Genomic DNA, 25,486 nt, shown 5'->3' on the forward strand with positions numbered 1-25,486 from the left:
ATTTATATCTATAGATTGTTTAACATATATAATTGAATACTGCAGTAGGAATTATAATTGTTGTAATGTTTATAAAAAAGATTTGATATTTAAGTTATATCGGGTATGTCTGACTTGTGTATGCAAAATTGATAATCATTTTAAAAGTGGTCTTAGGCAATTAAAAAATTCATGAGTACCTATATACTAATTTTTATAGATGGCTGGGAGGAGTATTTTATGAAAACTAACGACATTGTAATAAATAAAGTAAATAAATGGTTAGAGGCTGAGGATTAATCTTCTCAATGGTTAGCTGAACAATTAGGTGTAAGTAAATCACTTGTAGGATATATGTTAAAAGGAGAGCGTACCTTAAAAAATCTGAACGTCTCGAACAATTTGCTAAGATAATGGGAATCACGACAAAAGAATTGATTCATACAGATGTAATAAAGGAAGATCAATTAACTGTTGATTTGCTAGGTGAATTATTTAATGGTCGCTCTAAGAGATAGCTGGATTCATTATTATTTACCATCAATGATTACCTTGGATTAAAAGAGCAGAGGAAATGATTGTGGCTTTAGTTAAAGGCTCATTTAATTAGTTCGATAATATAAAATAAAGTTTGAACGCATATTTTCATTAAAGTAACAAATTGTTGGCAACCCACAGTGGCTATACTTTAGGGGGATTTTTGTACAATATTGGAACTTGTATACCGTATTAGGGTAAAGGAATGAAGGCGTGATGGATTGAAGAAAATATTATCAGATGCACTTTTTTAGTTAGATATTAACTTAATTTTCTTAAAAATTAACTAAAACGATGGCAGATGATATTGATTAAGTAGAAACAAATGAAGCTTTTACAGGGTAAGCAATAGCTGTAGGACATGAGCTAAATATTAGTTCTGAAAATTAATTGTCAATGGTGAAGCCATAGCTTTGGATATCCAAATGGTGCAAGTGAGACTAGTAACATTAATTGAAATGGAAAAACGCGATGTTAAATTGGTATTAGCGACTTTTGTATCAGTAGTGGACAAGGGATAGCAACGATTGTATCTCGTTAATTATAGGAGCATGCAAATTTTGAGTGCCACAATGCTAACGAAAGTTTTAAGAGACTAGGAGTGGATGCAAAAGATATTGCTATCTGTGTATACATTATTATCAGCGTAATTATCGTGTATTTCATTGCTTGTATTCGGACGAACCCCATTTCCACTGTTAATTGATTCTTTTTAAGCTTTAGAACGCGTTTGTAAATAACACCTGCATAAGTTATGCCTACTACTTTCATGGTTAAAATAAAGATAGGAATAGATGTGAAGTTATATTTTATAAAACAGCCATAAATATATTTTATGGAATTCTATAAAATAACAGTATTATATTAATTTCTAACTTTACCGTATTCTAAATATAAAGAAATACAATTTTTTAGAGGGGGTAAATACATGAATAATTTTGATGTGGTTGTAGTTGGAGCAGGAAATGCAGCATTGTGTGCAGCGATTGCTGCAAAGGAAAAGGGTGCACAAGTTCTTGTTTTAGAACGTGGTCCAAAAGAAAAACGTGGAGGAAATTCATTCTTTACAGATGGAGCCATTCGCGTAGCCTACCATAATTTAGACAACATTAGGAAGCTAATACCTGAAATCACAGATGAAGAAGCAGAAAATATTGTAATGCCTCAATACGGTTTTACTGAATTTTATGAGGATTTAATGCGAGTAACAGAAGGGAAAAGTGATCCTGTTCTTGCAGATCAGCTCATTTCAAAATCTTATGAAACAATTTCATGGATGGCCGATTTAGGAATTAAATTTCAACTAAATGAAAACCAATCTTTCGAACAAGATGGTAAACTTCAATTTTGGGGCGGACTTCCACTTAAAACAGAAAACAAAGGTGTTGGTTTAATTCAAACTTTATTTGACAAAGCCGTAGAAATGGGGATTGACGTTTGGTATGATTCGCGTGCAATCGATTTAGTTACGGACAATGACCAAATAACAGGGGTTATTATTGAGCAAAAGGAAAAATTGATTACAGTTAATGCATCTAGTGTAATTTTAGCGTGTGGAAGTTTTGAAGCTAACAAGAAAATGAGAAGTGAAAATCTTGGAGCAGAATGGGAAAAAGCGATTGTTAGAGGGACAGAATTCAATACTGGCGATGGAATAACAATGGCACTGGCAGTTGGTGCACAGAAATATGGCGAGTGGTCTGGCTGTCACTCTATTGGGACAGATTATAATGCTCCAAAAGCCGGCGATTTCAATAAACCGGGGGATATTTATAAAAAATCTTCATTCCCGCTTGGCCTCTTGATTAATAATAACGGAAATAGATTTGTTGATGAGGGCGCTGATTTTAGAAACTACACATATGCCAAGTATGGCCGAGAAGTATTGAAACAGCCAGGTAATAAGGCTTTCCAAGTTTTTGATTCTCAAGTACGTCCAATGTTGCGAAAAGAATATAATCTAGAAGAAGCTACTTATTATAAGGCAGATAGTCTTGAAGAGTTGGCAGAATTGATGTCAGTAGATAAAGACCAATTTATAAAAACAATTACGGAATATAATTCAGCTGTTCAAGAAGGCAATTTTAACCCCACAGTGAAAGATGGTAAAGGAACAGTAGGAATAACGCCACCAAAGACAAACTGGGCGTTAAGACTGGATCAGGCTCCTTATTATGCTTATCCTGTTACATGTGGCATTACCTTTGCTTTTGGTGGGCTACATGTAGATAAAGAAGGTGAGGTATTAAACAAAGAAGGAGAACCTATACCTGGACTATTTGCTGCGGGTGAAATGGTTGGTGGAATCTTCTATCAAAATTACCCTGGTGGTTCAGGACTAATGTCAGGTGCTGTTTTTGGAAAATTAGCTGGTACAGCAGCTGCCCAATTAGCTGAAGAAAAGATTAAAGTTTTATAAATCAATAGCAAAGAGCATCTGCTTGCTATAAGGCAGATGCTTATGTTTAGTATAGAAAAGTTATTTTAATAATTAGTATCATTTAAATTTACATTTTCAATAAAATCCACGAATGCTTTAACGATGTTTAAATTTAATGAATCTTTGTGATATATCATCCATGTTTTACGAATAATGGGTTTCCCATCAAGGGTTTCAAGATCAATCTTATATAAATCATTGATATTATCTAAAATTTTACTTGGCAAAATAGCATAACCCAACCCATTAGCCACCATTTTTTTGCAAGTGTCAGCTTTATCTACTTCTATGCTAACAAGTGGTGGTTGGGTGAAATTTTCGGACCACCAATTATCAATGGAATTTTTCAACAGCGGATCCGTATGATAATCGATTCGTGGCAAGTAAGGAAGATTATGTATGTCTATTTCTTCCTTGGAAGCGATGCAAATCGTCTCTTCAAATAGTAAAAGCTTTTGATCTTTCCAACTGTAATCACCCCTAACAATACCAATATGGACATCTTGATTGTAAATTAAATGAGCTATATGACCACTAAAGTCTGTTGTTACCTTGAATTCAATATTAGGATATTGATCTTTGAATAATTTTAATACGTTAGGAAGCATGTAATCAGTAAAAAAAGTTGAAACACCAAGTCTTAATGTTCCTTCAAGATTATCCTCCATATTGAGGACATTCTCTTTGATTTTTCGTATGTTTAGTAACATTTCCTGTGCACTTTTTGCTAAATACTCTCCTTGCGGAGTAAATTGGACTCCACGTCTTCCCCTATTTACAATTTTCACGTTAAACTCATTTTCCAGATTATGTAGGCGAGTTGTTAAGGCTGGTTGAGAAATGTGTAGATGCTGAGCAGCTTTTGTAATGTTTTTAACTTTATAAAGCGTCTGTAAAACCATCCAATTTCGTTCGTCCAAACTATCACCTCATTTTGTCATAAATATCTTTTATGAATAATTATAAAAAAAGTATTTTGATTATTCGGTCTATTATACTATATTTGATTTAATAAAAAAAGTCTACAAAATAACTTCATATAAATAAATTAGCGAAAGAAGGATTAAAATGGACAAATATGAGGGCTTTTTTCGAGTTGTTTGCTTTATATTAGTAAGTGGATTAGGCGGATTTCTGCTTTCATTAACTGGTCTTCCCATTGGATGGATGATTGGTACTCTTCTTATAGCAACCTCGCTTTCTATTTTCCGTCCGAAGTTTTTGCAGCTGACTCCTAAACAAAATGGTATTCCAAAATATTGGTTATATATTGGACAGTGTATTTTAGGAATTGAATTAGGACAAAAAGTGAATAGCTCTATCCTAAGTATTTTTCAAGAAAACTGGTTATCCATTACCATAATGCTCCTATTATCCATCATTTTTTCGTTATTTTCAGGTATTCTATTATGGAAATTCAGTAATTTAGATATGTTAACAAGCTTCTTTGCAACTGCCCCAGGTGGACTCTCTGCAATACCGGGTATTTCTGAAGAGGTTGGTGCTAATACAGGTGTTGTAAGTATTATTCAAGCAATGCGTGTATTTTTAGTTATACTAACTATGCCTGTGATTATATCAATCTTTTATGGGAAGGCTGGAGGAATTGAAAATAGCTTGGTTACTGCTGGATTAACGAGGCTTGATATAGGACAGATTCCTGTGACAATTTTGTTTGTCTTTATTGCTTTAATCGGGTATTATATAGGTAAATTTTTAAAGTTTCCAGCTCCATGGTTAATTGGTAGTATGGTCGGTATTGCTGCTATAAAGTTCTCCAGTATAGGTTTAATTGGAGATGATCTTGTTGCTTGGTGGCCGCATAGTTTAATTATAGTATCGCAGATTTTTATTGGCGCAAGTATCGGTTCCCGTTTTCATAAACATATGTTTATAGGGTTATACCGAACGTTGTTAGTTTCATTTTCGTGTACGCTAGGTTTGATAACATTTGTGTTTGTGTTTGCATATGTTATATCAGTTATCACGGATATAACATTTCTCACTGCAAGTTTAGCATTTGCACCGGGAGGTATTGCTGAAATGACAACTACAGCACTTGTTTTAAAAGGTGACGCAACCTTTGTCGCAGCCGTACAAGTGCTTAGGATAGTCACTGTTTGTATCACTCTTCCTCCTTTCTTTAGATTTTTAACGTATTTAGAGAGCAGAAAGAAATCGTATAGGCCATTTTCGGCTTAATTTTTAGATTGTATAAAGATTAATGAAAAAATTTAAGGGTGATGTTAGTGTGTGTCCTTTTCATTATGAAGAAGAGAAAAAGAATTCTACAGGATTTTCTTATTATTTGAAAGCTGATGAAGAATCAGCGGACAAAGATATTGAAGTATTAGCGCTTAAAATCAAAGAGCTTATTCGCCAATCATCACTAGAGTATAATGAGATTGTTTTTTTATGTATAGGTTCTGACCGTTATATAGGAGATACACTAGGCCCATTAGTTGGAACAATGCTCAAAGAAAGCAAAGTTCCTTTTCGTGTATATGGAACCTTAAAAGACCCCATACATGCTTTTAACTTAAAAGGGGTTTTAAAGGATATTAAAAAACAAATTAAAAAACCTCTTATTATTAGCATCGATTCCTCTATAGGCGATAAAGATGAGGTAGGTTATGTAATGTTTAAAGAAGGATCCCTAACTCCAGGAACAGCACTTAAAAAGGTACTTCCTAAAGTAGGAGATTATCATTTCGTGGGAATTATAAATTATATAGACCCGTTGCCCACTTCTCAGTTTTTAAACGATACACGGTTGTTTATTGTAAGGAATCTTGCAAAAACAATCGTAAAGGTGATTATTAAACTAAGTGTATCTGACAAGACATTAAAGGATATAGAAAGTTAAAGAAGAATGCCTTACCTTAATAAAAAAGACAAAGCCATCCAAAAAGCTGTTTGGATGGCTTATTTATCTAGTCGAGTAAAGGAGAGCTTCAAAAGACGTTAACTAAGAGCTCCTGTTGCAAAAGCGACAATTATAATGACTAATGAACACAGAAGAGTCCATTTCAAAGCAAAACGTTGAAACTCTCCAAGATCTGATTTAATCATTCCTGCTAATAAAAGAGTAGAAGCCACAAGAGGGCTTAAAAAATGTACGGGTTGACCTAATACAGATGCTCTTGCAATTTCTAAAGCGCCTACCCCATATGCTGATCCTGCTTCAGCTAGAATTGGTAAAACCCCAAAGTAATAAGCATCGTTAGATAAAACAAAGGTAAATGGCATACTTGTTAGTGCAACCACCAGTGGGAAGAAGCTTCCCAGAGATTCTGGAATAATTGAAATTAATGAATTTGAAATTGCATCTACCATTTTTGTTCCGGAAAATATCCCTGAGAAAATACCAGCAGCAAATACTAGTACAACAACTGTTAAAGCATTTCCTGCATGTGCTAAAATACGTTCTTTTTGTTGTTCTATATTTGGATAGTTAATCATGGCAGCGATTACAAATCCTATTAAAAATAATATCGAAGGTGAAATTACCCCTGTTACTAATACTCCCATAACAGATATTGTTAAAATTAGATTAATCCATCTTAATTTAGGACGTTTTATATCGATTTGAGCCGTAAGAGTGGAAGCTACTTCAAGTTGATCTAATGAGTGACGTGGAATTTCCTCCATATTAATGATTCCAAGTCTTGCTCTTTCCTTTTTACCCAGAACGAAGGCCATAAAAAGAATAACAACCATTCCTGATAACATTGTAGGTATAAGAGGAAGGAAAAACTCATTTGGATCAAGCCCCAAAGAAGCGATGGCTCTTGTAGCCGGTCCTCCCCAAGGAGTCATCCCACTCATGATACTTACAGATAGTAAAGAGATTGTCCCTAGAATAAGAGGGTTCATCCCGATTCGTAAATAAAGTGCCAACATTGCAGAAATAGTAATCATATGTGTTGTCGTTCCATCACCATCTAACGCTACAGTCATAGCTATTACTGCAGTTCCAATAGCTATTTTTACTGGATCCCCTTTAACAATTTCCATCATTTTATTGATTAGTGGATCAAATAAGCCTGCATCGATTAAAATTCCAAAAAACAAAATAGCAAACAGCAGTAATGCAGCAGAAGGCGCAACTTGTTTTAAACCGTTGAGCATCATTTCCCCTAGTTCTAAACGAAAACCTGCAATTACCGCAAATACAATTGGTACAATAACAAGCGCTGTAACTGGAGATAATTTTTTAGCCATAATTAAATACGTAAAAACAACAACCATTGAAACCCCTATAAACGTTAGCATATAATTCCTCCTTTAATTTTAAATCGCTTTCATTTTAAAAAAGATGAACGATTGGAATTGAAACAATATTCAGTTATTTAATCCTATTACAATAGTGGATAACAGTAAAATATAAAATTTTTTTGTTAGTACCAAAAAAAATGTAATAACATAAAAATAGGCTTTATAATTTGGGTATTTTTATAAATGAAGAGTATATAATGTGGAAAGTTTAAAAATTATTTATAAAAGAGATAGTTTTCTACTGCATTCAATAAAATTAATTATTTTTTAAAAAGAGAAATTAACTGATTAGAACGTAATTGATTACTATTGAAGTAAAAGTAATCTTCCGTGACTTAATGTTATAAGCATTAATTTCCCGACCAAGTCAATTTGCTGGCCCGATACGCCATTATAACGGACATAACTATTAGAAGAGTAAAAAAGTGCAATTCAAATTAAATGAATTGCACTTTCAGAGTGTCGACAAACTAAATTCGTAACAAAAAGTTATCATATGTTGACATTTGATTTTAGTTTTCTATATTCAAATGTATTTCTAAATCCTTGAAAATCTAAAAAGAAGTGCACTTTTACTTCTGTACATAGAAGAACTTATTTACTCTAATAAATCGTTATTTTCTTTTAAGAATTCTATAAACGTTTTAACTGTAGAAAGCTGTAGTGCATCTTCATTATACATTAGCCATGTGTATCTAAACACAGGTTCTCCATTGCTATAGTTTAGTTCGTAGGTTTGTAGATTGTCGGAAGGCTGTAAACAAATTTGAGGTACAATAGCAAACCCTAAATCGTTTTTGACCATCTCCTTACATGTCTCTAGGCGATCTGTTTCCATCATAATGAAAGGTGGTTCAGAATATTTGTCATGCCACCATCCAGTAATAAGGGCTTTTAAAGAATTATCGGTTTTATAATTGATAAATGGAAGTTTGGGTAAATTCAACATATCCAATTCTTTCCTTGAGATTAAACAAAGTTTCTCCTTATGTAACAAAACTTTTTCTCCAAACCATTCGTAATTTCCTCGAAGTATCCCTAATTGCACAATAGAGGAATTGAGGAGGTTCATAATATCCGTACTCCATCCTGTATTTACGTTGAATTGTACATTAGGGAATATGGTTGTAAATTGTTTCAGCAGCTTTGGTAATTTATATTGGGCAAAGTTACTTGAAACACCCAATCTTAAAGTACCTCGTACCTCATTTTCCATGTTCATCATATAGTCTTTCGTTTTTTGCAATTGGTTAATCATTTCTTCTGCATACTCCACCAAGTGTAAGCCTTTTGTGGTAAACTCAATGCCCCCTTTTGTTTTGAAAAATAATTTAGTATCAAACTCTTTTTCTAAATTTTTAATTCTGTATGTTAACGCTGGTTGTGAAATATATAGACGTTCAGATGCACGACTGATATGTTTCTCTTGATATAAGATTCGAAGGGCATGCCAATCTTTTTCATCCATAATATCCTCTCCATTCAAGGGTTATAAGTTTTTTATTGGTTTTATCTAATAAAATATCTATTTTACTTATGATACTGCTTATCATACTATATTTTCATAAATGCCGGTACCTTAGAAAAAAAATACGAAAAGGGGTAATTTAGATGAGAGTACCAGTTGTGGTTATGCGTGGAGGAACTAGCAAAGGAGTATTTCTGAACTTTGATGATATGCCAGCTAATAGATTACTTTGGGATGAGTTTTTACTGGATATTATGGGAAGTCCAGACCGTAGACAAATTGACGGACTGGGTGGTGCTAACTCCTTAACAAGTAAGGTGGCAATTATCAAGGAATCAGAATTAGAGGGGATTGATGTAGAATACACATTTGCCCAAGTCAGCATTTCTAATAATTTAGTTGATTTCAAGGGGAATTGCGGAAATATCTCTTCTGCGGTTGGACCTTATGCTATTGAGCAGGGGCTTGTACCAGTAGTTGAACCAGTTACTACTGTAAGGATATATAATACAAACACCAAAAAAGTTATAATTGCTGAGGTAGAGGTTGAAAATGGGCATGTAAAAACGGAAGGTATGTGTTCGATTCCGGGAGTCCCTGGAACTGGTTCGCCTATCTATCTTTCATTTACTAATGCTGAAGGTGCAGTAACCGGTAAGCTATTTCCAACTGGAAACCATATTGATGTAATTCAATCATCTAAAGGTCCTTTAAATGTATCTATTATCGATGTTGCTAATCCTTTAGTATTTGTTAATGCTTCTGATGTTGGACTAACAGGTTCTGAATTGCCTCATGAGTTTACAAAGGAAAAACTAATAGAGTTAGAGGAAATCAGATCGATTGCAGCTGAAATGTGCCAACTGGCAGCTAAAGAAGAGGCAACTATGAAATCGCCTGCTGTCCCTAAAATGACAATAATTGCTCCTCCTGGGGACTACCTTGATGTAACAGGCATAAAAAGAGAAGCTTTAGATATGGACTGCAGAATTAGAATGATGTCTATGCAAGAACCACATCAAGCTCTTGCAATTTCGGGCGCTATTTGCACAACTGCAGGTGCATTTTTAGAAAATACAATCTTATCTGAAGTTATAAATATAAATCAAGAGGTAGTGCGCTTAGGACATCCTGGTGGAATAATGGAAACAAAAGTCGATTTAATCGCTGGGCATATTAGTGCAATCAAGGTAGTACGTACAGCTCGTATTATTCTGGAAGGTCATGTTTATACAAAGAAAAATTATAAGATTGCGAAAGTTAGATCTCAGGCATTGGCTTAGTGAATTTATACCAATACAAAAAATTAAAAGTCAGTGAAAATATAATTAAGTTGGAGAAATTGTTTGTGTTTATAATTACTTCATTTATATATGAAACGATAACAATGTACGAATTCTATACAAGGGAAGAAGCAGGGTAAGCCTTAAAGAAGGGTAATAATATTCTTTAGAAAATTATTTATTTTAATGACCCCTTCCTTGTTTAAGGTCGAAGCAGAATGTTATTTTTTCTCAACTCCTTTCTTTTTTTCACAAGTTAATAGGGTGTCATGAAATTTTCTCACTTTTACTTAACTGAATGAGCCAGTTGTGTATTAGTTATATTCAAGACTATTACGATATTCAACAATATGATGCTTTTTAATCAGCATATTGAAGATTTAGCAATGGCATTATTACAAATAATATTAAATAAAAGCCTAGAGAAATTACAGATGTATTTGATAAAGAAACCGATAACGAAACACTCCTTTAAACCGAATAGGAGAGCAACATTTCAAATAAGGTCCCTTGATATAATTCTCTATGTAATCTAACTATGTTTGAACAAGGAGATGGAAGCATGGGTAAGTTAACAGGCAAAATCGCTTTAGTTACAGGATCAAGTCGAGGAATTGGCCGCAGTATTGCATTGCGTCTGGCACAAGAGGGAGCCTTTGTCGTCGTTCATTATGGGAAAAGACGTAATGAGGCAGAAGCAGTTGTTCACCAGATCGAACAAAGCGGAGGAAATGCTTTGGCGATTGGTGCTGACCTTAGTACTCTAGATGGTATTCAAGATTTATTTACTACTTTGGATGATACTATTCGGGATTATATGGGCGGTTTCGGATTCGATATTCTTGTCAACAATGCTGGAATTGGTCAAATTATCAGTTTAGAAGAGACGACGGAGGTATCATTTGACGAGGTAATGAAGATAAATGTTAAAGCACCACTTTTTGTTACTCAGCAAGCTTTGCCACGTTTAAAAGATGGGGGACGTATTATTAATATTTCATCTTTTGTGACACGTGCAGCTTCACCAAGTGTCTTCACGTACAGTATGTCCAAAGGTGCAATCGACACGTTTACGCGTCTTCTAGCCAAACAACTAGGGAGCAGGAATATTACGGTAAACGCCATCCAGCCAGGAATTATTAATACAGAGATGAATGCTGAGACTTTGAAAAACCTTGATGGACAAAAATATGCGGCTGGTCTTTCAATTTTCAACAGATGGGGAGAACCCGGGGATGTGGCAGATATTGCCGCCTTTCTTGCTTCATCAGACAGCCGTTGGGTAACTGGTCAATTGCTCGATGCAAGTGGAGGATCACATCTATAGAACATTAATTATCAAGCTTTGTATGGCATAATCCTCCTCAATCAGGCGCTATTGTTGTATAGGCTGTTCTGTTCTTCTTGAATTCACGGAGTGGAGGATTGTTAAGTTAATTAAAAACAAAGTAAAAGCGGTCCTCCACAGATATGATGTGGAAGGCCGCTTTTTTGTTATAAGCACAGTCACCATTTATTATTGGTTACATCTGATTCGCTTAATCGTATAGTAATAGATTAAGAAATCTATTTAGCTTACGAAGCATTACGCAATGATTTCAGAATTAAACTCAAAATGAAAACTAGTATAATTGCTCCAATGAGGGCAGGGAAGATATAGAAATCGGAAATTTTAGGACCCCAACTTCCAAGAAGCATACCACCAATCCATGCGCCGATAATACCTGCAATAATATTACCAATAATTCCACCTGGGATATCTTTACCCAAAATTATACCTGCAAGCCAACCGATAAGCCCGCCAATTATTAAAAACCAAATGAAACTCATACTATCCATCTCCTATTTTGTATTTTAAATATTTTGTTATAGTGTTTTATAACCTTTTTTGAACTCTTTCAAACTATAAGGAGGGAAAAAATAAAAATTAGGGGAAGTTTCAAGGGAGATATCAGACATTGGCGCATTTCTGTAATAAGAGGAGCATCTTTATTTTAATGATAGTAATAAATTCATGTTTATTCTATTTTCATCCTGAACGCCGAAATCCAATATCAAATCACAAGTTTATTTTGACCAAGAATTACAAAATGGAGACTTAGCGTATAAGCATGGATTAACAACAGGACTTTCCTGATGTGTGTATAAGATTTTATTATTGATTTACATAAACCTTCCACCGATTTTGGTGGAAGAATTTTATGCATTCTAAAATTCCTTTGAAATATAGTATAATCTAGAAATTAAGCTGGATTCAAACTAGGTTTTCCTCTCATATTTAGTAAGTTCTTATGATTTTTCTAGTTGAAACAATCATAACAGTCAAATTACCATGAGCTAAGTTATATTCTCTTAAATATGGCAACAAAGGGATTTAAATAAAAGAAGGATGAAAGTTATATGAATTATACTAGTTGAAAAGGGTGAAGGTTAAGTATATTGAACAAAAAAAAGATACCATTACAAACAAAAATATTGGGACTGATTAGCACGTTAATTCTTTTTATTGTTTTTCTGCTCGCCAGTATATTTGCTTATTTACAATATGTCGATGCAAGGACTCAAGTTAAACAATTGGCATTGCAAACGGCTATGACAATCTCTCTTATGCCAGAACTTAAAGAATCCATTGGGAAAAGTGATTTAGAGCTACGTTTTCGTCCAATTGCTGAGCAAGTAATAGATCAGGTAAATGCAGAAAATATTATTATTGAAGATCGGGAGAAGATTATTTATTCGCACAGAAGCCCAAGTCAGGCTGGTCAGAAGAGTTTTGACCATACAAATAATTATGGGTTAATATTTGGTGGTTCTAATAATTTTGAATTGGAACGAGAGAGTGGTTCTGTTTTAATAGGAAAGGTTCCTATCATAGCAGACAATGGAGAATATACTCGTGTAATTGGGACCGTAGCGGTTGAATACGCAGAAAAAGAAATCTTTCAAAATATTTATAAACGAATTAAGTCCATTCTCATTGCTTCTCTGATTGTTTTAATTTTAGGAATCATTGGTGGTATTTTTTTAACCAAAAGTATTAGAAAAGATACTATGGGATTGGAACCGCATGAAATCTCCTCACTATATAGAGAAAGAAGTGCCATTCTGTTATCAGTAAAGGAAGGAATCATTGCAATCGATCAAAAGGGTTTCTTAACCTTAATCAACAATTCTGCTAGTTCAATGTTGAACCTCAAGGATGAATCCTCTATTGGTGAACATATCCAATTTGTCTTACCAGCAATTAATATCGATCATGTATTACAGAAAGGTAAGCCCATTCATAATGTAGAGATATTAATTAATGATAAAGTATTTATTTTTAATTTTATTCCCATTATCGAAAATGAAAAGATTATGGGTGTGGTTTCTAGTTTTCGTGATAAAACGGAGCTTAAAAAGCTTATTGATACGATCACAGAGGTTCGCGCATATTCTGAGGGACTTCGTGCACAAACGCATGAGTACTCAAATAAACTTTACTTATTATCAGGATTAATCCAATTAGAGAGATATCAGGATGCGTTTGAATTTATACAAAAGGAGTCAGCCAATCACCAACACCAAAACCGAATCCTATTTAATCAAATTCAAGATATAAATGTTCAAGCTATATTATTAGGGAAACTGGGCAATGCATCGGAAAAGAAGATTGCCTTTGAAATTGATCCTGATAGTTATGTAGATGTCTTACCAAGTCACATTGAAATCACGGATATCATCACAATCATTGGAAATCTTATTGATAATGCATTTGATGCCGTAGCCGATCGAAAAGAGAGAAGGGTGTCTTTCTCAATTACAGGAATTGGGAGTGATATCATTATAGAAGTAGCAGATAACGGAAAGGGAATTGCAGAAGATATGTTAGATTTTATATTTGATTTACGTAGTTCATCTAAAGGAAAAAATAGGGGGTACGGTTTATTTAATGTTAAACAAATTGTAGAATCTTTAGGTGGAACAGTAGAAGTAAAAAATGACAAAAACGGTGGGGCCATTTTCACGGTATTTCTACCGAAATAATGAAGCTTACTCAATGAGATAATCTATAGTACTACTGATGTTGGAGGTACTTCCCTTTAAGTCGGGTTTCTAAATGTCAGCACAGGGAGATAAAAGAAGGAGAGGGGAAAAATGATTAAGGTTGTCATTGCGGAAGATGATTTTCGTATTGCACAAGTGCAAGAACAGTTTTTGCATAAAGTACCAGATGTAAAGGTTGTTCAGAAGGCATTGAATGCAAAGGAAACGATGGACATACTAGAGAAATATGAAGTTGACTTGCTTTTTTTGGATATCTATATGCCCGATGATCTTGGAACAAATTTGTTAGCAAAAATTCGCGATCATTATCCAACAATCGATATTATTATAGTGACTGCTGCAACAGAAAAAACGATGTTGGAGACGGCAGTTAGATATGGTGTGAGTAACTATTTGTTGAAGCCTGTGACAATGGAGAAATTTGTTGAAGCGGTGGAAGAATATAAAAAAAAGAAAAAACTTCTAAGTCATCGTGATGAGGTCGACCAAACATTGATTGATCAATACTTTGGTGTTGCCAATCAATTGTCCTCATCTCAAAAAGACTTACCTTCAGGTGTTGATCGTCATACTTTAGAAAAAGTGAAAGAGGTAATGAAGGAACTAAAAGGTGGTATTTCCATCGAGGAGATGGGTGAACAAATCGGTGCATCTCGAACAACTGCTAGAAGGTATTTAGAGTTTCTTGTTTCAATTGATGTCTGTACGGCAAAACATGAATATGGAGTTGTTGGAAGGCCTGAGAGGAAATATTACTATAAAGAATAACAACAAGGTTAACTTAAAAATAAGGACAAGGGATGAACAATGAGAAAAAAAATAATGTTTATTTTCGTGCTTGTTGTCATGCTTTGCTTTGGTTGTTCACAAGATGAGGGGCATGAAGCAATAACAGATACAGTAACATTCATTGCCCCAAGCTCTATTGGTGGAGGTTGGGACAAAACAGCAAGAGCCATACAGGATATTTTACTGAGTAACAATTTGATTGATGAGGATATTCATGTACTGAATAAAATAGGTGCTGGTGGAGAGCTAGGATGGAAATATACTAAACAACAAAAAAAACATGTGCTAGCAATGAATTCAAGCCTACTCATAACCAATCATTTGTTGGGGCAAAGTAAGCTAACCTACAAAGATTTTACACCCATTGCCACTTTGGCTACAGAATGGAATGTCGTAATTGTCTCCAAGGATTCAGAAATAAAAAGTGCAAAAGGTTTAATGGAAGAGCTCAAAGAAACACCTCAAGCGTATAAAATAGGAGTTTCCCCGAGATTAGGCAATGATGATCAAATTTCTTTTGTATTAGCGAGTAAACAGGCAGGAGTGCATCCTGAAAAACTAGATTTTTTAGTTTATGAGAATAGTGATGAAGTTGTTGATGCATTATTAAAAAAGCAAATAGATGTGGCAACGATGGCATTATCCGAGGCTAAAAAATATTATGATTTGAATCAGGTACAATTGCTTGTCATTTCCTCGGAGAAACGTTTAAAGGAGCTCCCAGAAATTCCTACATGGAAGGAAGAGGGAATAAATGTAGTTTTTAAACACTGGCGCGGTATTATGGGACCACCTAATATGTCAAAAAAGGAAATCGAATTTTGGGAGACGACATTTGCAAAAATGGTCAAAACCAAAGAATGGAAACAAACTTTACAGATATATATGTGGGAAGATTTTTATATGAACAGTAGAGATACATCTAGATTTCTTGATGATGAAAATAAGAAATATGAGAAATTATTGGAGATTTACTGAGTAAATTTACTCTTATTAGGCATAGTAATATATTTGCTTTATTAGGTTGACTATTGAGATCTATGTGTTTTCCTTTCTATCGTCTTATACGATGGTGGAGAGAATACATAGTCCAAGGTTAGCCTCTTTTTTTGTTTATCAAAAATAGACAGGCATACAATGCTTTTCGTGAACAAAATGTACAAAATAGCTATAAAGAAATTAATAAACATTAATTTGTAAACGATTACATTTGGTCGATGTTAATTTATTATAAGGTGTAATATTCGGAAAATTAGTTATTTAACGAATTGATAAATAACTTCACAAAGCATTTGGGGGGAGTATTATGCTAGCAATTTTAGGTTTTTTAATGATAATAGTATTTATGATTTTGATTATGACGGGCCGTCTTACAGCAATGATTGCATTAATTGTAGTGCCAATTACGTTCGCAGTTATTGGTGGATTCGGAAGTGAAATGGGACCTATGATGTTGGATGGGATTAAAAGTGTCGCTCCAACAGGGATTATGATTTTATTTGCAATTCTTTTCTTTGGTATTTTGATCGATGCTGGTGTATTTGATCCAATCATTAAAACGATTCTTAGGCTAGTAAAAGGGGATCCTGTAAAAATTGCTATCGGAACAGCCGTATTAGCCCTTTTTATTTCTTTAGATGGTGATGGTACGACAACATACATGATTACTATTTCTGCCTTTCTACCGCTTTATAAAAGAATTGGCATGCGACCAATTGTATTAGCTGGTATTGCCGTATCAGCTTCGGGTGTGATGAACCTTCTACCTTGGGGAGGACCAACAGCAAGGGTTATGACAGCATTGAATCTGGAAATGTCTGAGGTTTTTACACCAGTGATTCCAGCGATGATTGGCGGGGCTATCTTTGTTCTGTTCATGGCATTTACGTTCGGAAGACAGGAAAGAAAGCGGATTGGTATTATAGAATATGATTATGAAGCGGCAGCTCAGTCTGCTGCTACAGTCGAAGATGACTATTTGAAACGTCCAAAACTAATTATCTTTAACTATACTTTGACAATTGTTCTTTTAGTAGCGTTAATTATGGAGTTATTACCACCTGTTGCATTATTCATGCTTGGTTTTGCGATTGCGATTACTGTAAACTATCCAAAATTGAAAGATCAGAAGGAACGTGTTGCAAATTATGCTGACAATGCCTTATCTGTTGTTTCTATGGTTTTTGCAGCTGGGATATTTACAGGCATTCTTTCAGGTACATCAATGGTAGATGCGATGGCAAACTCAGTGATTCATTATATTCCAGATGCAATGGGTTCTCATTTTGCGGTTGTTACAGCCATTCTCAGCGCACCTTTTACATTTTTTATGTCTAATGATGCTTTTTACTATGGAGTACTGCCGTTACTTGCAAAGGCAGGAGCAGTTTATGGCATTGATCCAGCCCTAATCGGTAGAGCTTCTCTTTTAGGTATGCCAGTACACCTTCTAAGTCCGCTTGTTCCCTCTACGTATTTATTAGTAGGAATGGTTGGAGAGGATTTCGGAACACTACAACGTATCTTCTTAAAGTGGGCATTCGGTTCTACAATTGTCATGATCATTGTCTGTGTAGTGTTGGGGATTTTCCCCCTTTAAAAGCTACGGTTCATGGGGTGAAAAAGATTACCTAGTAAAAATCCTTTATTTATAAATGTAAGAGAAGCCTATTTTAATGGGCTTCTTTTTTTCTATTCTTATTCGAGTACCCGCCATAAATTAAAAATTGTTTTAGAAGGATGTTTCAGATAGGGGTTTTAAAGCGTTTTTATTCGTAAAAAGGACAATCATCATATACGATAAAAATAATTAAGACTTAGGATTCTGCAATTAAAAAGAAATTATTCAAATAGGAGAAAGGTGGTTTGAAATATGAAAATCCGTAAGATTGACCATGTGGGGATAATCGTCAATGATCTTCCTGCAGCGAAAGCATTTTTTCTTGACTTTGGCCTTGAGGTGTTAGGGGAAGGAAAAGTGGAGGGTGAATGGGTGAAGAGGATGGAGCGGGTAATAGGGCTTCAAGATATAAAAGAGGACGTTGCAAAATTGCGAACGTCAGATAGTGACGCAAATATAGAAATAGTAATGCTACGAACGCCAGACGGTGAGACGAATATTGAACTAGTAAAATTTAACGCGCCATCAAATGAAATAGGCATCCAGCATCCTTTAGCAAATACTTTGGGTATCCAGCATATTGCCTTCAATGTTGAAGATATTGAAGCCCTCGTTAACAAATTGACAAAGAAGGGCGCAGAACTTATTAGTGACATTTATAGGTACGAAAACGCCTATAAATTATGCTATGTTCGTGGGCCAGAAGGAATTATTTTAGAGCTCGCTGAAGAAATAAAATAGAATAGTAATCAACAGCTTGTTAATATGAAAAGAAACCACTGAAATGGTTTCTTTTTTTTCTATAGGGAGCTAATACTATTTTCTCTCTTGAGATTCTAATTGATCATATAGTCGAAATAGAATAAAAAAATGAATAATTCTTCACTAAAAAAACCAAAAGGCATTCATAATCCTGATTATTGACATTTATCCAAATAAATTATTGCGTTTTTTTCATTGTTTCGCCCTTTCATAAAATCTATAATAACTCTGTAAATGATAATCATTTTCAATTAAAGGTAAATCTGAAAGGGGCAACAAATATGAAGCAATATATAGGAAAGAGAATTATACTATGGGGGAGTTTCCTCCTGTTGCTAATGATATTAGCGGCATGTAGTTCTAATGGCAACACATCTGATGCGCAGAAAAAGGAAAACGAGAAAATAACTCAATCTGATGTGAAAGCAGAGGAAAGTGAGTCAACTGTTCAATATACAACGATTACAGGTGAACAGGTTGAAATACCTGCAAATCCAAAACGAGTCGTTTATATTGGTCAGACAATTGGTGATTTCTTGGCGATGGATATTCCGGTTGTTGGTAATAATCTTCCTAAAGATTCTCCTAGTTACTATGAAGGCAAACTTGAAGGGATCGTTGATATTGGTAATCCTGCTGACTTAGAGACGATTTTGACTTTAAAACCTGATTTGATTATTAATGGCTATTACAAGGCGGATCCAAATCTTAATGAAGAATTGTCAAAAATCGCTACTACGATTCCCTTTAATCCTGCTCTTCCTTATACAGAACGAGTAAAAGAGATGGGGAATATCTTAGATAAGCAGGAAGAAGTAGCTCAATTGCTTGCTAAGTTTGAAACAGAGTCTAAAGAAATGTTTGAAAAGTTTCAATTAACAGAAGGGGAAACCGCAACAGTTTTCTATCAGCTAGGAAAGACGCTTTATGTTATGGGTGATCGTAGCCTAGGTGCTATTATTTATGGGAAAAATGGCTTTGCTGTCCCACCAGCAGTACAAAAGAATATTATTGATGTAGAAGGGGTATCTTTCCTAGAGGTTTCAGAAGAGGTGCTTCCTGAGTTTGCTGGTGATCATTTGTTTGTAATTGTACAAGAGGATAGTGAAAGTGAAGCAGAAGCTAATCGGCTGCTACAAAGCCCGATATGGGGAACTTTGCCTGCTGTCAAAAAGGGAAAAGTTTATGTTGTTCCTAATGAATGGAATACAGATAATTTATTAGCTTTGAAGCAATTGTTCCAAAAGCTACCAGAGTGGATGCGCAAACAGTAAAAATTGTATCCGTCCAATCAATTTTTAAACCGCTAGTATTCTAGCACATACTCGAACAATCGTTGATAGTGGGTCATTATATGTTACAATGACGATAATGAGAATCATTTTCAATGTTTGGAGAGTTGCTTATGAATCTGACATCCTTATATATTAGACTACAACACTATGATCGATTTCAAGTTGATCGATTAATGTCAGCTACTAGCCATAATGAGGGAATAAATAATCATGAAACAAATTTATGCACATTATTGATAGCACTCAGTCCTGCCATACGACTGTATGTAGACAAAATGGCAATCGATCTACGACAAGGAAGCTGCATGCTCATTTTACCTATACAAAGCTACACGGTAGAGTCAAGTAACAAAGAGGCACAGCTTGCTCGCTTTACCTTTGAAACCTTTGAAGTAGAAGGAATGACTTTGAACCGAATTGCTCATCCACCCCTGCTTCATGGTTATCCCTATCATCTGTTGTTTTCTCAAGTCAAGCAGGTATTAGGAAATGAAGCATCGAACAATAATCAATTTTGTTCCTCTCTATCCACATTAGAAATGGCCATGTTACAAGGTAGACTTCAGCAAATACTAGCTATGATGGTTCAGTTAGATGAACAAGCTAACCAGTTACAGCACGAAGAAAAGACAAAATTGGTTCAACAAACTGTACAGTACATAGAACAGCACTATGATGAGGACTTGACAGTCGAACAATTAGCTAACATGGCTGGAATGGTAAGATGGCAATATAGTCAAAAGTTTAAAATATTGACCGGTAAAAAGCCGACGGATTATTTGACTCATGTACGTATAAAACAGGCAAAAAAAATTCTAAGTAATTCAACTGAGCCATTGAGAAAAATAGCTCGACAAATTGGGTTTAAGGATGAATATTATTTTAGTCGATGCTTTCATAAATTAACCGGAAACACCCCACGTGAATATGCAAACATTCAACTTCATACTCCAGAAAGAACAGTTATCGATTCATTTGGTAGAATGATTCATGTTCCTAAAGATGCAACACGTATTGTGACTGATGGCAAATTTACACTTGGGGAATTACTTGTTCTAGGCATACCTCCTATAGGGGCGGCCATCTCAATCATGAAAGATAACGTGGTTTATCACAATAAATTAAGGAACATTCATAGTATTGGGCATTGGGTAGATCCGGATAAAATCGCACAGCTGCAGCCAGAGGTATTATTGCTTAGCTATTTTCATCCTGAACATGATTTGCAGAAACTAGATGCGATTGCTCCTACTATTATACTGAATAGCAAGTTTAGTCTATTTGAGCGGTTACGATATATCGCTAAACTATTTGAACGGAGTAAAGCGGCAGAGAAGTGGATTTCTACATATGAGAACAAAGTAAGATTGGTACGTAGGCAATTAGCAGATGTTTATGTTGCTGGGGAGACGGCTACTGTTTATCTCAAGTTAGATACTAAATATTATGTTATGTGTCAGACTGGATTGGCTGCAAGCTTGTATGAATCTCTTGGCTTTCGTCCTACTCCTCAGGTAATGCAGCTAATAGAGCAAGGGCAAGCATGGATAGAAATTCAGCAGCATCAAATAAATCACTATGCTGGAGAGCGTAATTTTATTTTGGCTTCCCCCCAAGAATTACTAACGATTACTCACTGCCCACAAATCGCCACGTTAATCGAGCTAGCTCCTGGTAAGACTCATTTCATAGATTTTACATGGAATCATTGTGATCCCATTACACGTGAACGGTTATTAGAGGTTCTACCGTCTATTTTTAAGAAGAAAGTTATTCGATAATTAAAAAGTAAAACTCGATCCATTAATTGGATTAAGTTTTTGCCATTAATCGTATAATTGCTCACAAATAAATTTAAAAAATATCCTGATATAAAAATCTTTAAAGGCTGTATGAAATTTCTGGTATAATTACATATATCTATGTTTATTTTAAGGAGTGATTTTATGAAAAAGCTATTTATAATAACTAGTTACTTAGGGTTTTTTATAGTAGGAGGTTTGACTTTTACCTACTTTTCAACAACGGAAGCAGCAAGTGACATGAAAAAGATTAGCGTGTTTCAGGATCCAATTAATTATTATGTAGATAAGGTTGAGAAAGTACCGCCAGAAGGTCGATCTGGATTTAATTATCAAGGCACGATATATGTCCCAATGCGATTTATTGCTGAATCTTTAGGTGAAAAAGTAACATGGGATGGGAAAACAAAATCCGTTTATATTGGTGATGTTCCAAAATTCATCGCTTTAAAAGATGTAAAACCTATTGGAAGTGATGAAGACCACTTCTTCCACAATCCAAGCTCTGTCATTATTAGTACAGGTGAAAAATTTGAGCGATCCTATCAGCTTGGTGGTTATCATGGGGGAGGCGCAGTTCAAGACCATACAGTGGAATACTTAGCCAATGGAAATTACAAGGGATTCGAAACCTATTTGGCACCAATTAAAAAATTAGCAGCTAATTCCTTCGGTATAGGTTTCTTGAAAATTTACGCAGATGGGAAATTAGTTTATGATAGTGGAGCAATCAAAGATAAGGTAAAGGTTCATGTTAATTTAGATGGAGTTTCAAAAGTGAAATTTGAACTTGAAGGCAGTGGTTTAGGTATATTAGATCCTAAATTTATTCAATAAACCTTCTCTACTAATAAACGAAAAAGACGATGACATAATAATTTGTCATCGTCTTATTAAATTTGACCTCTTCATAACTATTTCAAAATAGAGAAATGTCAATACATATTTGTCAATATTTACACTTTTACTTATAAAATAGTTGGATAGTATATGGTATAATTTCATACGATACTTATACATAAAATAGGAAAAGGGAGAGAAAAGAATTTGATGAAAAAGATGATGAAACGAACGAGTGCAGCGTTGCTTGGTGCCTCATTAATGCTGACGACAGTTGTCCCTGTGATTCATGCTGAAGAGCAAACAAAACCCCTAGTACCGTCGATAAGCGAATGGGCAATAGAAACATTAAATGAGGGCGAAAAATACGGGATTTACTCAACTGAATGGTACTTCGATGGTTTTCTTCAGGAAATTCCAGTGGACAAAGTAAATGAACTACTAGCTTTAACAGAAAAGAAGGTTGCCTCTCTAGGCTTAGCTGAAAATAAACAATACAAACCAGTAAGTGTGAAAAACAATAATACACGTGGTGATATTGTCAATCGCTTGTATAATATTGTAGCACGGTATGATTTACCTGTTGGTACAGATGCTGTTCAATTTATGAAAGAGCAAAATATATTACAAGGCTCTCCCAATGGACTTCAGTTAGAGAAAAAGGCAACCACTCAACAGGCTGTTTTGCTAGCTGTTCGTTTCATTCAGAGTACATATGCACTTGCAGAGCAAGGCTCTAAAGGGGTGGCCTGGGTAGTAGAGGACGAGGATACGCTTATCTACTTATTAGGCTCTATTCATTTAGGAACACCAGACTTATATCCATTCGATAAAAAATTAGTAACGGCATTTGATGAATCTGATGCACTGCTAGTAGAGGCGAATATCTTGGATACGGAAGCACTTGAATACTATTCAGAGAAAGCAATGTATACAGATGGCTCAACATTGAAAGATGCTGTTGCACCAGAAACATATGCGAAGCTTGAACAAGTGGCAAAGCTTTATGATCTGCCAATGGACCAGCTAACAGTTCAAAAGCCGTGGATGCTTTCGAGTGCATTATCGATGCTAGCTATGGACGATTCCTTTGGTATGACACCTCAAGAGATGGCTATGCACGGTATCGATGTCTACTTTTTATTAAATGCACAGTTGCAGCAAAAGCCAGTGATTGAATTAGAAGGTACAAGAGCACAGGTTGATATGTTTGAAGGATTATCACCAGAGGCACAGGAGCAGTCATTAGTCGCTGTACTGGATAGTATCATTCATCCAGCGGAAGAAAATCAATCTGAAGTACTTCAAGAGTGGTTTACAAGCTGGAAGCAAGGAAATGTTGAAGAGTTTGCAAAAAGCTTCCAAGCAATGGAAGGTACATCATCTGAATTTAATGAAATGCTATTTGGTCTACGTGATGAACAAATGGCCAAGAAAATCATGAATGTACTGGAAGAAAAAGAAGGTAAGTACTTTGTTGTTGTTGGTTCAGGTCACTTCCTAATCGATAAAAATATTCGCTATCATTTAGAGAAAAACGGCTACAAGGTAAAGCCATTTTATCAATAAAATAGATTGCCCTCGTAAAAGGATAGATTATTTTCTGTCTTTTACGAGGTTTTTTTATGCATGTAAGACAATAATGGTCATTTGACGCTAACAATCTAAATAATCGGATTATTGTTGCAACGTAAAAAAAATCGTGTTAGTATTAGTAAAACGTTTTACTAAAACGTTTTATTTGTGAAGGGGATGAACATATTGAGAAATAAACGAATTGCAACGATTGGGGATGCAATGGTCGTTTTTAATCCATCTAAGACAGGTCCTCTACGTTTCGTTCCTTCCTTTGAGCGAGCTGTGGGTGGTGCAGAATTAAATTTTGCGATAGGTGTTACGCGTTTAGATATGGAAGCAAAATGGATTAGTTGTATTGGAGACGATGAATTTGGCAAATTAATTTATAACTTTGCGCGTGGTGAAGGGATTGATGTATCACATGTCTTACGAACACCACATATTCCAACTTCTATCTACTTTAAGGAGATTCGGGAAGACGGTGCAGGTAAATCGTTTTACTACCGCAACCCATCACCTTTACTTGAGCTGACAGAAGATCGTATAGATGAGTCAGTACTGGATGATGTGGACCTATTACATATTAGCGGCGTGTATTTAGCGGTATGTGAACATAACATTGAAGTTGCATTGAAATTAATTACTTTAGCACAGGCGAAAAATATTCCAATATCTTTTGATCCAAATTTACGTTTAAAACTATGGACTATAGAAGATGCCCGAGCGGTATACGAAAAAGTGTATCCATCTATCAATCTTCTGTTAACAGGACAGGATGAATTTGAGCTTTTATTTGAAGGGCGTACAATTAAAGACGTTCAAGAGAGTTATAAAATAGATGAAATTATTGTGAAAAAAGGTGAACAAGGCGCCACGGTTTATACAGCCACTGAACAGTATGATCGAGAAGCATTTTCCATTCGTGCCATTGATACAGTTGGAGCAGGGGATGCATTTGATGCTGCCTATGTCTATAGCTATTTAAATGGTGATGATATCGTAGAACGCCTCCGTTTAGCTAATGGTGCAGGTGCATTGGTAGCAACAATTAAAGGAGATAATGAAGGGCTTCCATCCCTGCAAGAATTAAGGCAATTTATTGGTGATGAAAAACTAATTGAGCGTTAGGAGTTGTCAGGAATGCAAAAAATCGAAATTTTGAAAGCGTTGTCAGATGCGAAAATTGTAGCTGTTATTCGTGGGAATTCACCTGAAGAAGCGACGGAAATTTCAAAAGGTGCTATCTCAGGTGGTATTCGAGCAATTGAAATAACGTATACAACGCCTTTTGTTGAAGAAACTTTTAAAGCATTACGCAATAGCGATGCAATAATTGGAGCTGGCACAGTATTGGATGTTGAAACTGCACGCCACGCGATTTTAAACGGTGCTAAATTTGTTGTTAGTCCAAGCTACAACGCTGCAATTGCAAGGCTTTGCAATCGCTATAGCATTCCATATTTACCAGGCTGTATGACCATTACAGAAATGGTGACAGCACTTGAAGGTGGAAGTGACATTATTAAACTATTCCCGGGAAATCAATTTGAACCAAACTTTATTAAAGCCGTTAAAGGGCCTCTACCACATATCACAATTATGCCTACAGGTGGTGTTGGTTTGGCTAATATGAATGAATGGTTAGAAGCAGGCGCAGTTGCAGTTGGGATTGGAAGTGATTTAAATAAAGCATTTGTAAAAGATGGCTATGCAGGTGTAGTGGAACGTGCCAAAGCATATATCGAAAATCTATCAAACTAGGAGGTAA

At 35.2% G+C, this 25,486-nt stretch carries 20 protein-coding genes; 16 read left to right on the plus strand and 4 right to left on the minus strand.

Annotated features, from left to right (window positions below):
* Nucleotides 1–1,444: 1,444 nt before the first annotated feature.
* Entirely contained in the window at nt 1,445–2,935 is a 1,491-nt protein-coding gene (tcuA, locus tag C7B89_RS02200) for an FAD-dependent tricarballylate dehydrogenase TcuA (RefSeq protein WP_115673092.1), read from the plus strand.
* A gap of 65 nt (nt 2,936–3,000) precedes the next feature.
* Here the strand turns inward: tcuA and C7B89_RS02205 are convergent, their stop codons facing one another.
* The gene (locus tag C7B89_RS02205) at nt 3,001–3,876 is read right to left on the minus strand and encodes a LysR family transcriptional regulator (RefSeq protein ID WP_115673093.1); all 876 of its coding nucleotides are present in this window, start codon (nt 3,874–3,876) and stop codon (nt 3,001–3,003) included.
* 148 nt (nt 3,877–4,024) lie between these two features.
* Between C7B89_RS02205 and C7B89_RS02210 the strand changes: the two genes are divergently transcribed.
* Entirely contained in the window at nt 4,025–5,158 is a 1,134-nt protein-coding gene (locus tag C7B89_RS02210; RefSeq protein ID WP_115673094.1) for an AbrB family transcriptional regulator, read from the plus strand.
* Nucleotides 5,159–5,180: 22 nt separating this feature from the next.
* Entirely contained in the window at nt 5,181–5,822 is a 642-nt protein-coding gene (gene yyaC, locus C7B89_RS02215; protein ID WP_115673095.1) for a spore protease YyaC, read from the plus strand.
* A 98-nt stretch (nt 5,823–5,920) separates the two neighbouring features.
* Here yyaC and C7B89_RS02220 read toward each other — a convergent pair whose 3' ends face one another.
* Both C7B89_RS02220 and C7B89_RS02225 read right to left on the minus strand, forming a co-directional pair.
* Nucleotides 5,921–7,231 carry a CitMHS family transporter gene (locus C7B89_RS02220; RefSeq protein ID WP_115673096.1) on the minus strand — a complete coding sequence of 437 codons (1,311 nt, stop codon included), beginning with the start codon at nt 7,229–7,231 and terminating at the stop codon, nt 5,921–5,923.
* Nucleotides 7,232–7,832: 601 nt separating this feature from the next.
* Nucleotides 7,833–8,702, minus strand: a complete 870-nt coding sequence (locus tag C7B89_RS02225) for a LysR family transcriptional regulator (protein ID WP_115673097.1) — start codon at nt 8,700–8,702, stop codon at nt 7,833–7,835.
* A gap of 143 nt (nt 8,703–8,845) precedes the next feature.
* On the opposite strand from C7B89_RS02225, the gene C7B89_RS02230 reads away from it, so the two are divergent.
* Together C7B89_RS02230 and C7B89_RS02235 are read left to right on the plus strand one after the other, a co-directional pair.
* Nucleotides 8,846–9,985 carry a 2-methylaconitate cis-trans isomerase PrpF family protein gene (locus C7B89_RS02230; RefSeq protein ID WP_115673098.1) on the plus strand — a complete coding sequence of 380 codons (1,140 nt, stop codon included), beginning with the start codon at nt 8,846–8,848 and terminating at the stop codon, nt 9,983–9,985.
* A 562-nt stretch (nt 9,986–10,547) separates the two neighbouring features.
* Nucleotides 10,548–11,312 carry an SDR family oxidoreductase gene (locus C7B89_RS02235; RefSeq protein WP_115673099.1) on the plus strand — a complete coding sequence of 255 codons (765 nt, stop codon included), beginning with the start codon at nt 10,548–10,550 and terminating at the stop codon, nt 11,310–11,312.
* Nucleotides 11,313–11,560: 248 nt separating this feature from the next.
* Here C7B89_RS02235 and C7B89_RS02240 read toward each other — a convergent pair whose 3' ends face one another.
* A complete protein-coding gene (locus C7B89_RS02240) occupies nt 11,561–11,815 on the minus strand; it encodes a GlsB/YeaQ/YmgE family stress response membrane protein (protein WP_016991561.1) in 255 nt (84 codons plus the stop codon).
* Nucleotides 11,816–12,421: 606 nt separating this feature from the next.
* Between C7B89_RS02240 and C7B89_RS02245 the strand changes: the two genes are divergently transcribed.
* From C7B89_RS02245 to C7B89_RS02295, 11 genes are all read left to right on the plus strand, one after another.
* Nucleotides 12,422–14,011 carry an ATP-binding protein gene (locus tag C7B89_RS02245; RefSeq protein WP_115673100.1) on the plus strand — a complete coding sequence of 530 codons (1,590 nt, stop codon included), beginning with the start codon at nt 12,422–12,424 and terminating at the stop codon, nt 14,009–14,011.
* Nucleotides 14,012–14,122: 111 nt separating this feature from the next.
* Nucleotides 14,123–14,800 carry a response regulator gene (locus C7B89_RS02250; RefSeq protein ID WP_054549728.1) on the plus strand — a complete coding sequence of 226 codons (678 nt, stop codon included), beginning with the start codon at nt 14,123–14,125 and terminating at the stop codon, nt 14,798–14,800.
* A gap of 39 nt (nt 14,801–14,839) precedes the next feature.
* Nucleotides 14,840–15,799, plus strand: coding sequence for a tripartite tricarboxylate transporter substrate binding protein (locus C7B89_RS02255; protein WP_066037916.1), 960 nt, complete (start codon nt 14,840–14,842; stop codon nt 15,797–15,799).
* Nucleotides 15,800–16,127: 328 nt separating this feature from the next.
* Nucleotides 16,128–17,420 (plus strand): CitMHS family transporter, encoded by a 1,293-nt coding sequence (locus C7B89_RS02260; protein WP_054549726.1) that lies wholly within the window; start codon nt 16,128–16,130, stop codon nt 17,418–17,420.
* Nucleotides 17,421–17,693: 273 nt separating this feature from the next.
* A complete protein-coding gene (locus C7B89_RS02265) occupies nt 17,694–18,182 on the plus strand; it encodes a VOC family protein (protein WP_054549725.1) in 489 nt (162 codons plus the stop codon).
* Nucleotides 18,183–18,484: 302 nt separating this feature from the next.
* On the plus strand, nt 18,485–19,477 hold the full coding sequence (locus C7B89_RS02270; RefSeq protein WP_208644722.1) for an ABC transporter substrate-binding protein: 993 nt from the start codon (nt 18,485–18,487) through the stop codon (nt 19,475–19,477).
* A 131-nt stretch (nt 19,478–19,608) separates the two neighbouring features.
* The gene (locus tag C7B89_RS02275; protein WP_115673102.1) at nt 19,609–21,279 is read left to right on the plus strand and encodes a helix-turn-helix domain-containing protein; all 1,671 of its coding nucleotides are present in this window, start codon (nt 19,609–19,611) and stop codon (nt 21,277–21,279) included.
* 165 nt (nt 21,280–21,444) lie between these two features.
* Complete coding sequence (locus C7B89_RS02280; protein WP_115673103.1) at nt 21,445–22,137, plus strand: stalk domain-containing protein; 693 nt, start codon at nt 21,445–21,447, stop codon at nt 22,135–22,137.
* A gap of 213 nt (nt 22,138–22,350) precedes the next feature.
* Entirely contained in the window at nt 22,351–23,709 is a 1,359-nt protein-coding gene (locus tag C7B89_RS02285; RefSeq protein WP_066038035.1) for a TraB/GumN family protein, read from the plus strand.
* Nucleotides 23,710–23,892: 183 nt separating this feature from the next.
* Nucleotides 23,893–24,846, plus strand: coding sequence for a sugar kinase (locus C7B89_RS02290; protein WP_054549722.1), 954 nt, complete (start codon nt 23,893–23,895; stop codon nt 24,844–24,846).
* Between the two features lie 12 nt (nt 24,847–24,858).
* Nucleotides 24,859–25,479 (plus strand): bifunctional 2-keto-4-hydroxyglutarate aldolase/2-keto-3-deoxy-6-phosphogluconate aldolase, encoded by a 621-nt coding sequence (locus C7B89_RS02295; RefSeq protein ID WP_066037922.1) that lies wholly within the window; start codon nt 24,859–24,861, stop codon nt 25,477–25,479.
* Nucleotides 25,480–25,486 lie beyond the last annotated feature (7 nt).

It is taken from the genome of Lysinibacillus capsici (assembly GCF_003367505.1).
Classification (GTDB): domain Bacteria; phylum Bacillota; class Bacilli; order Bacillales_A; family Planococcaceae; genus Lysinibacillus; species Lysinibacillus capsici.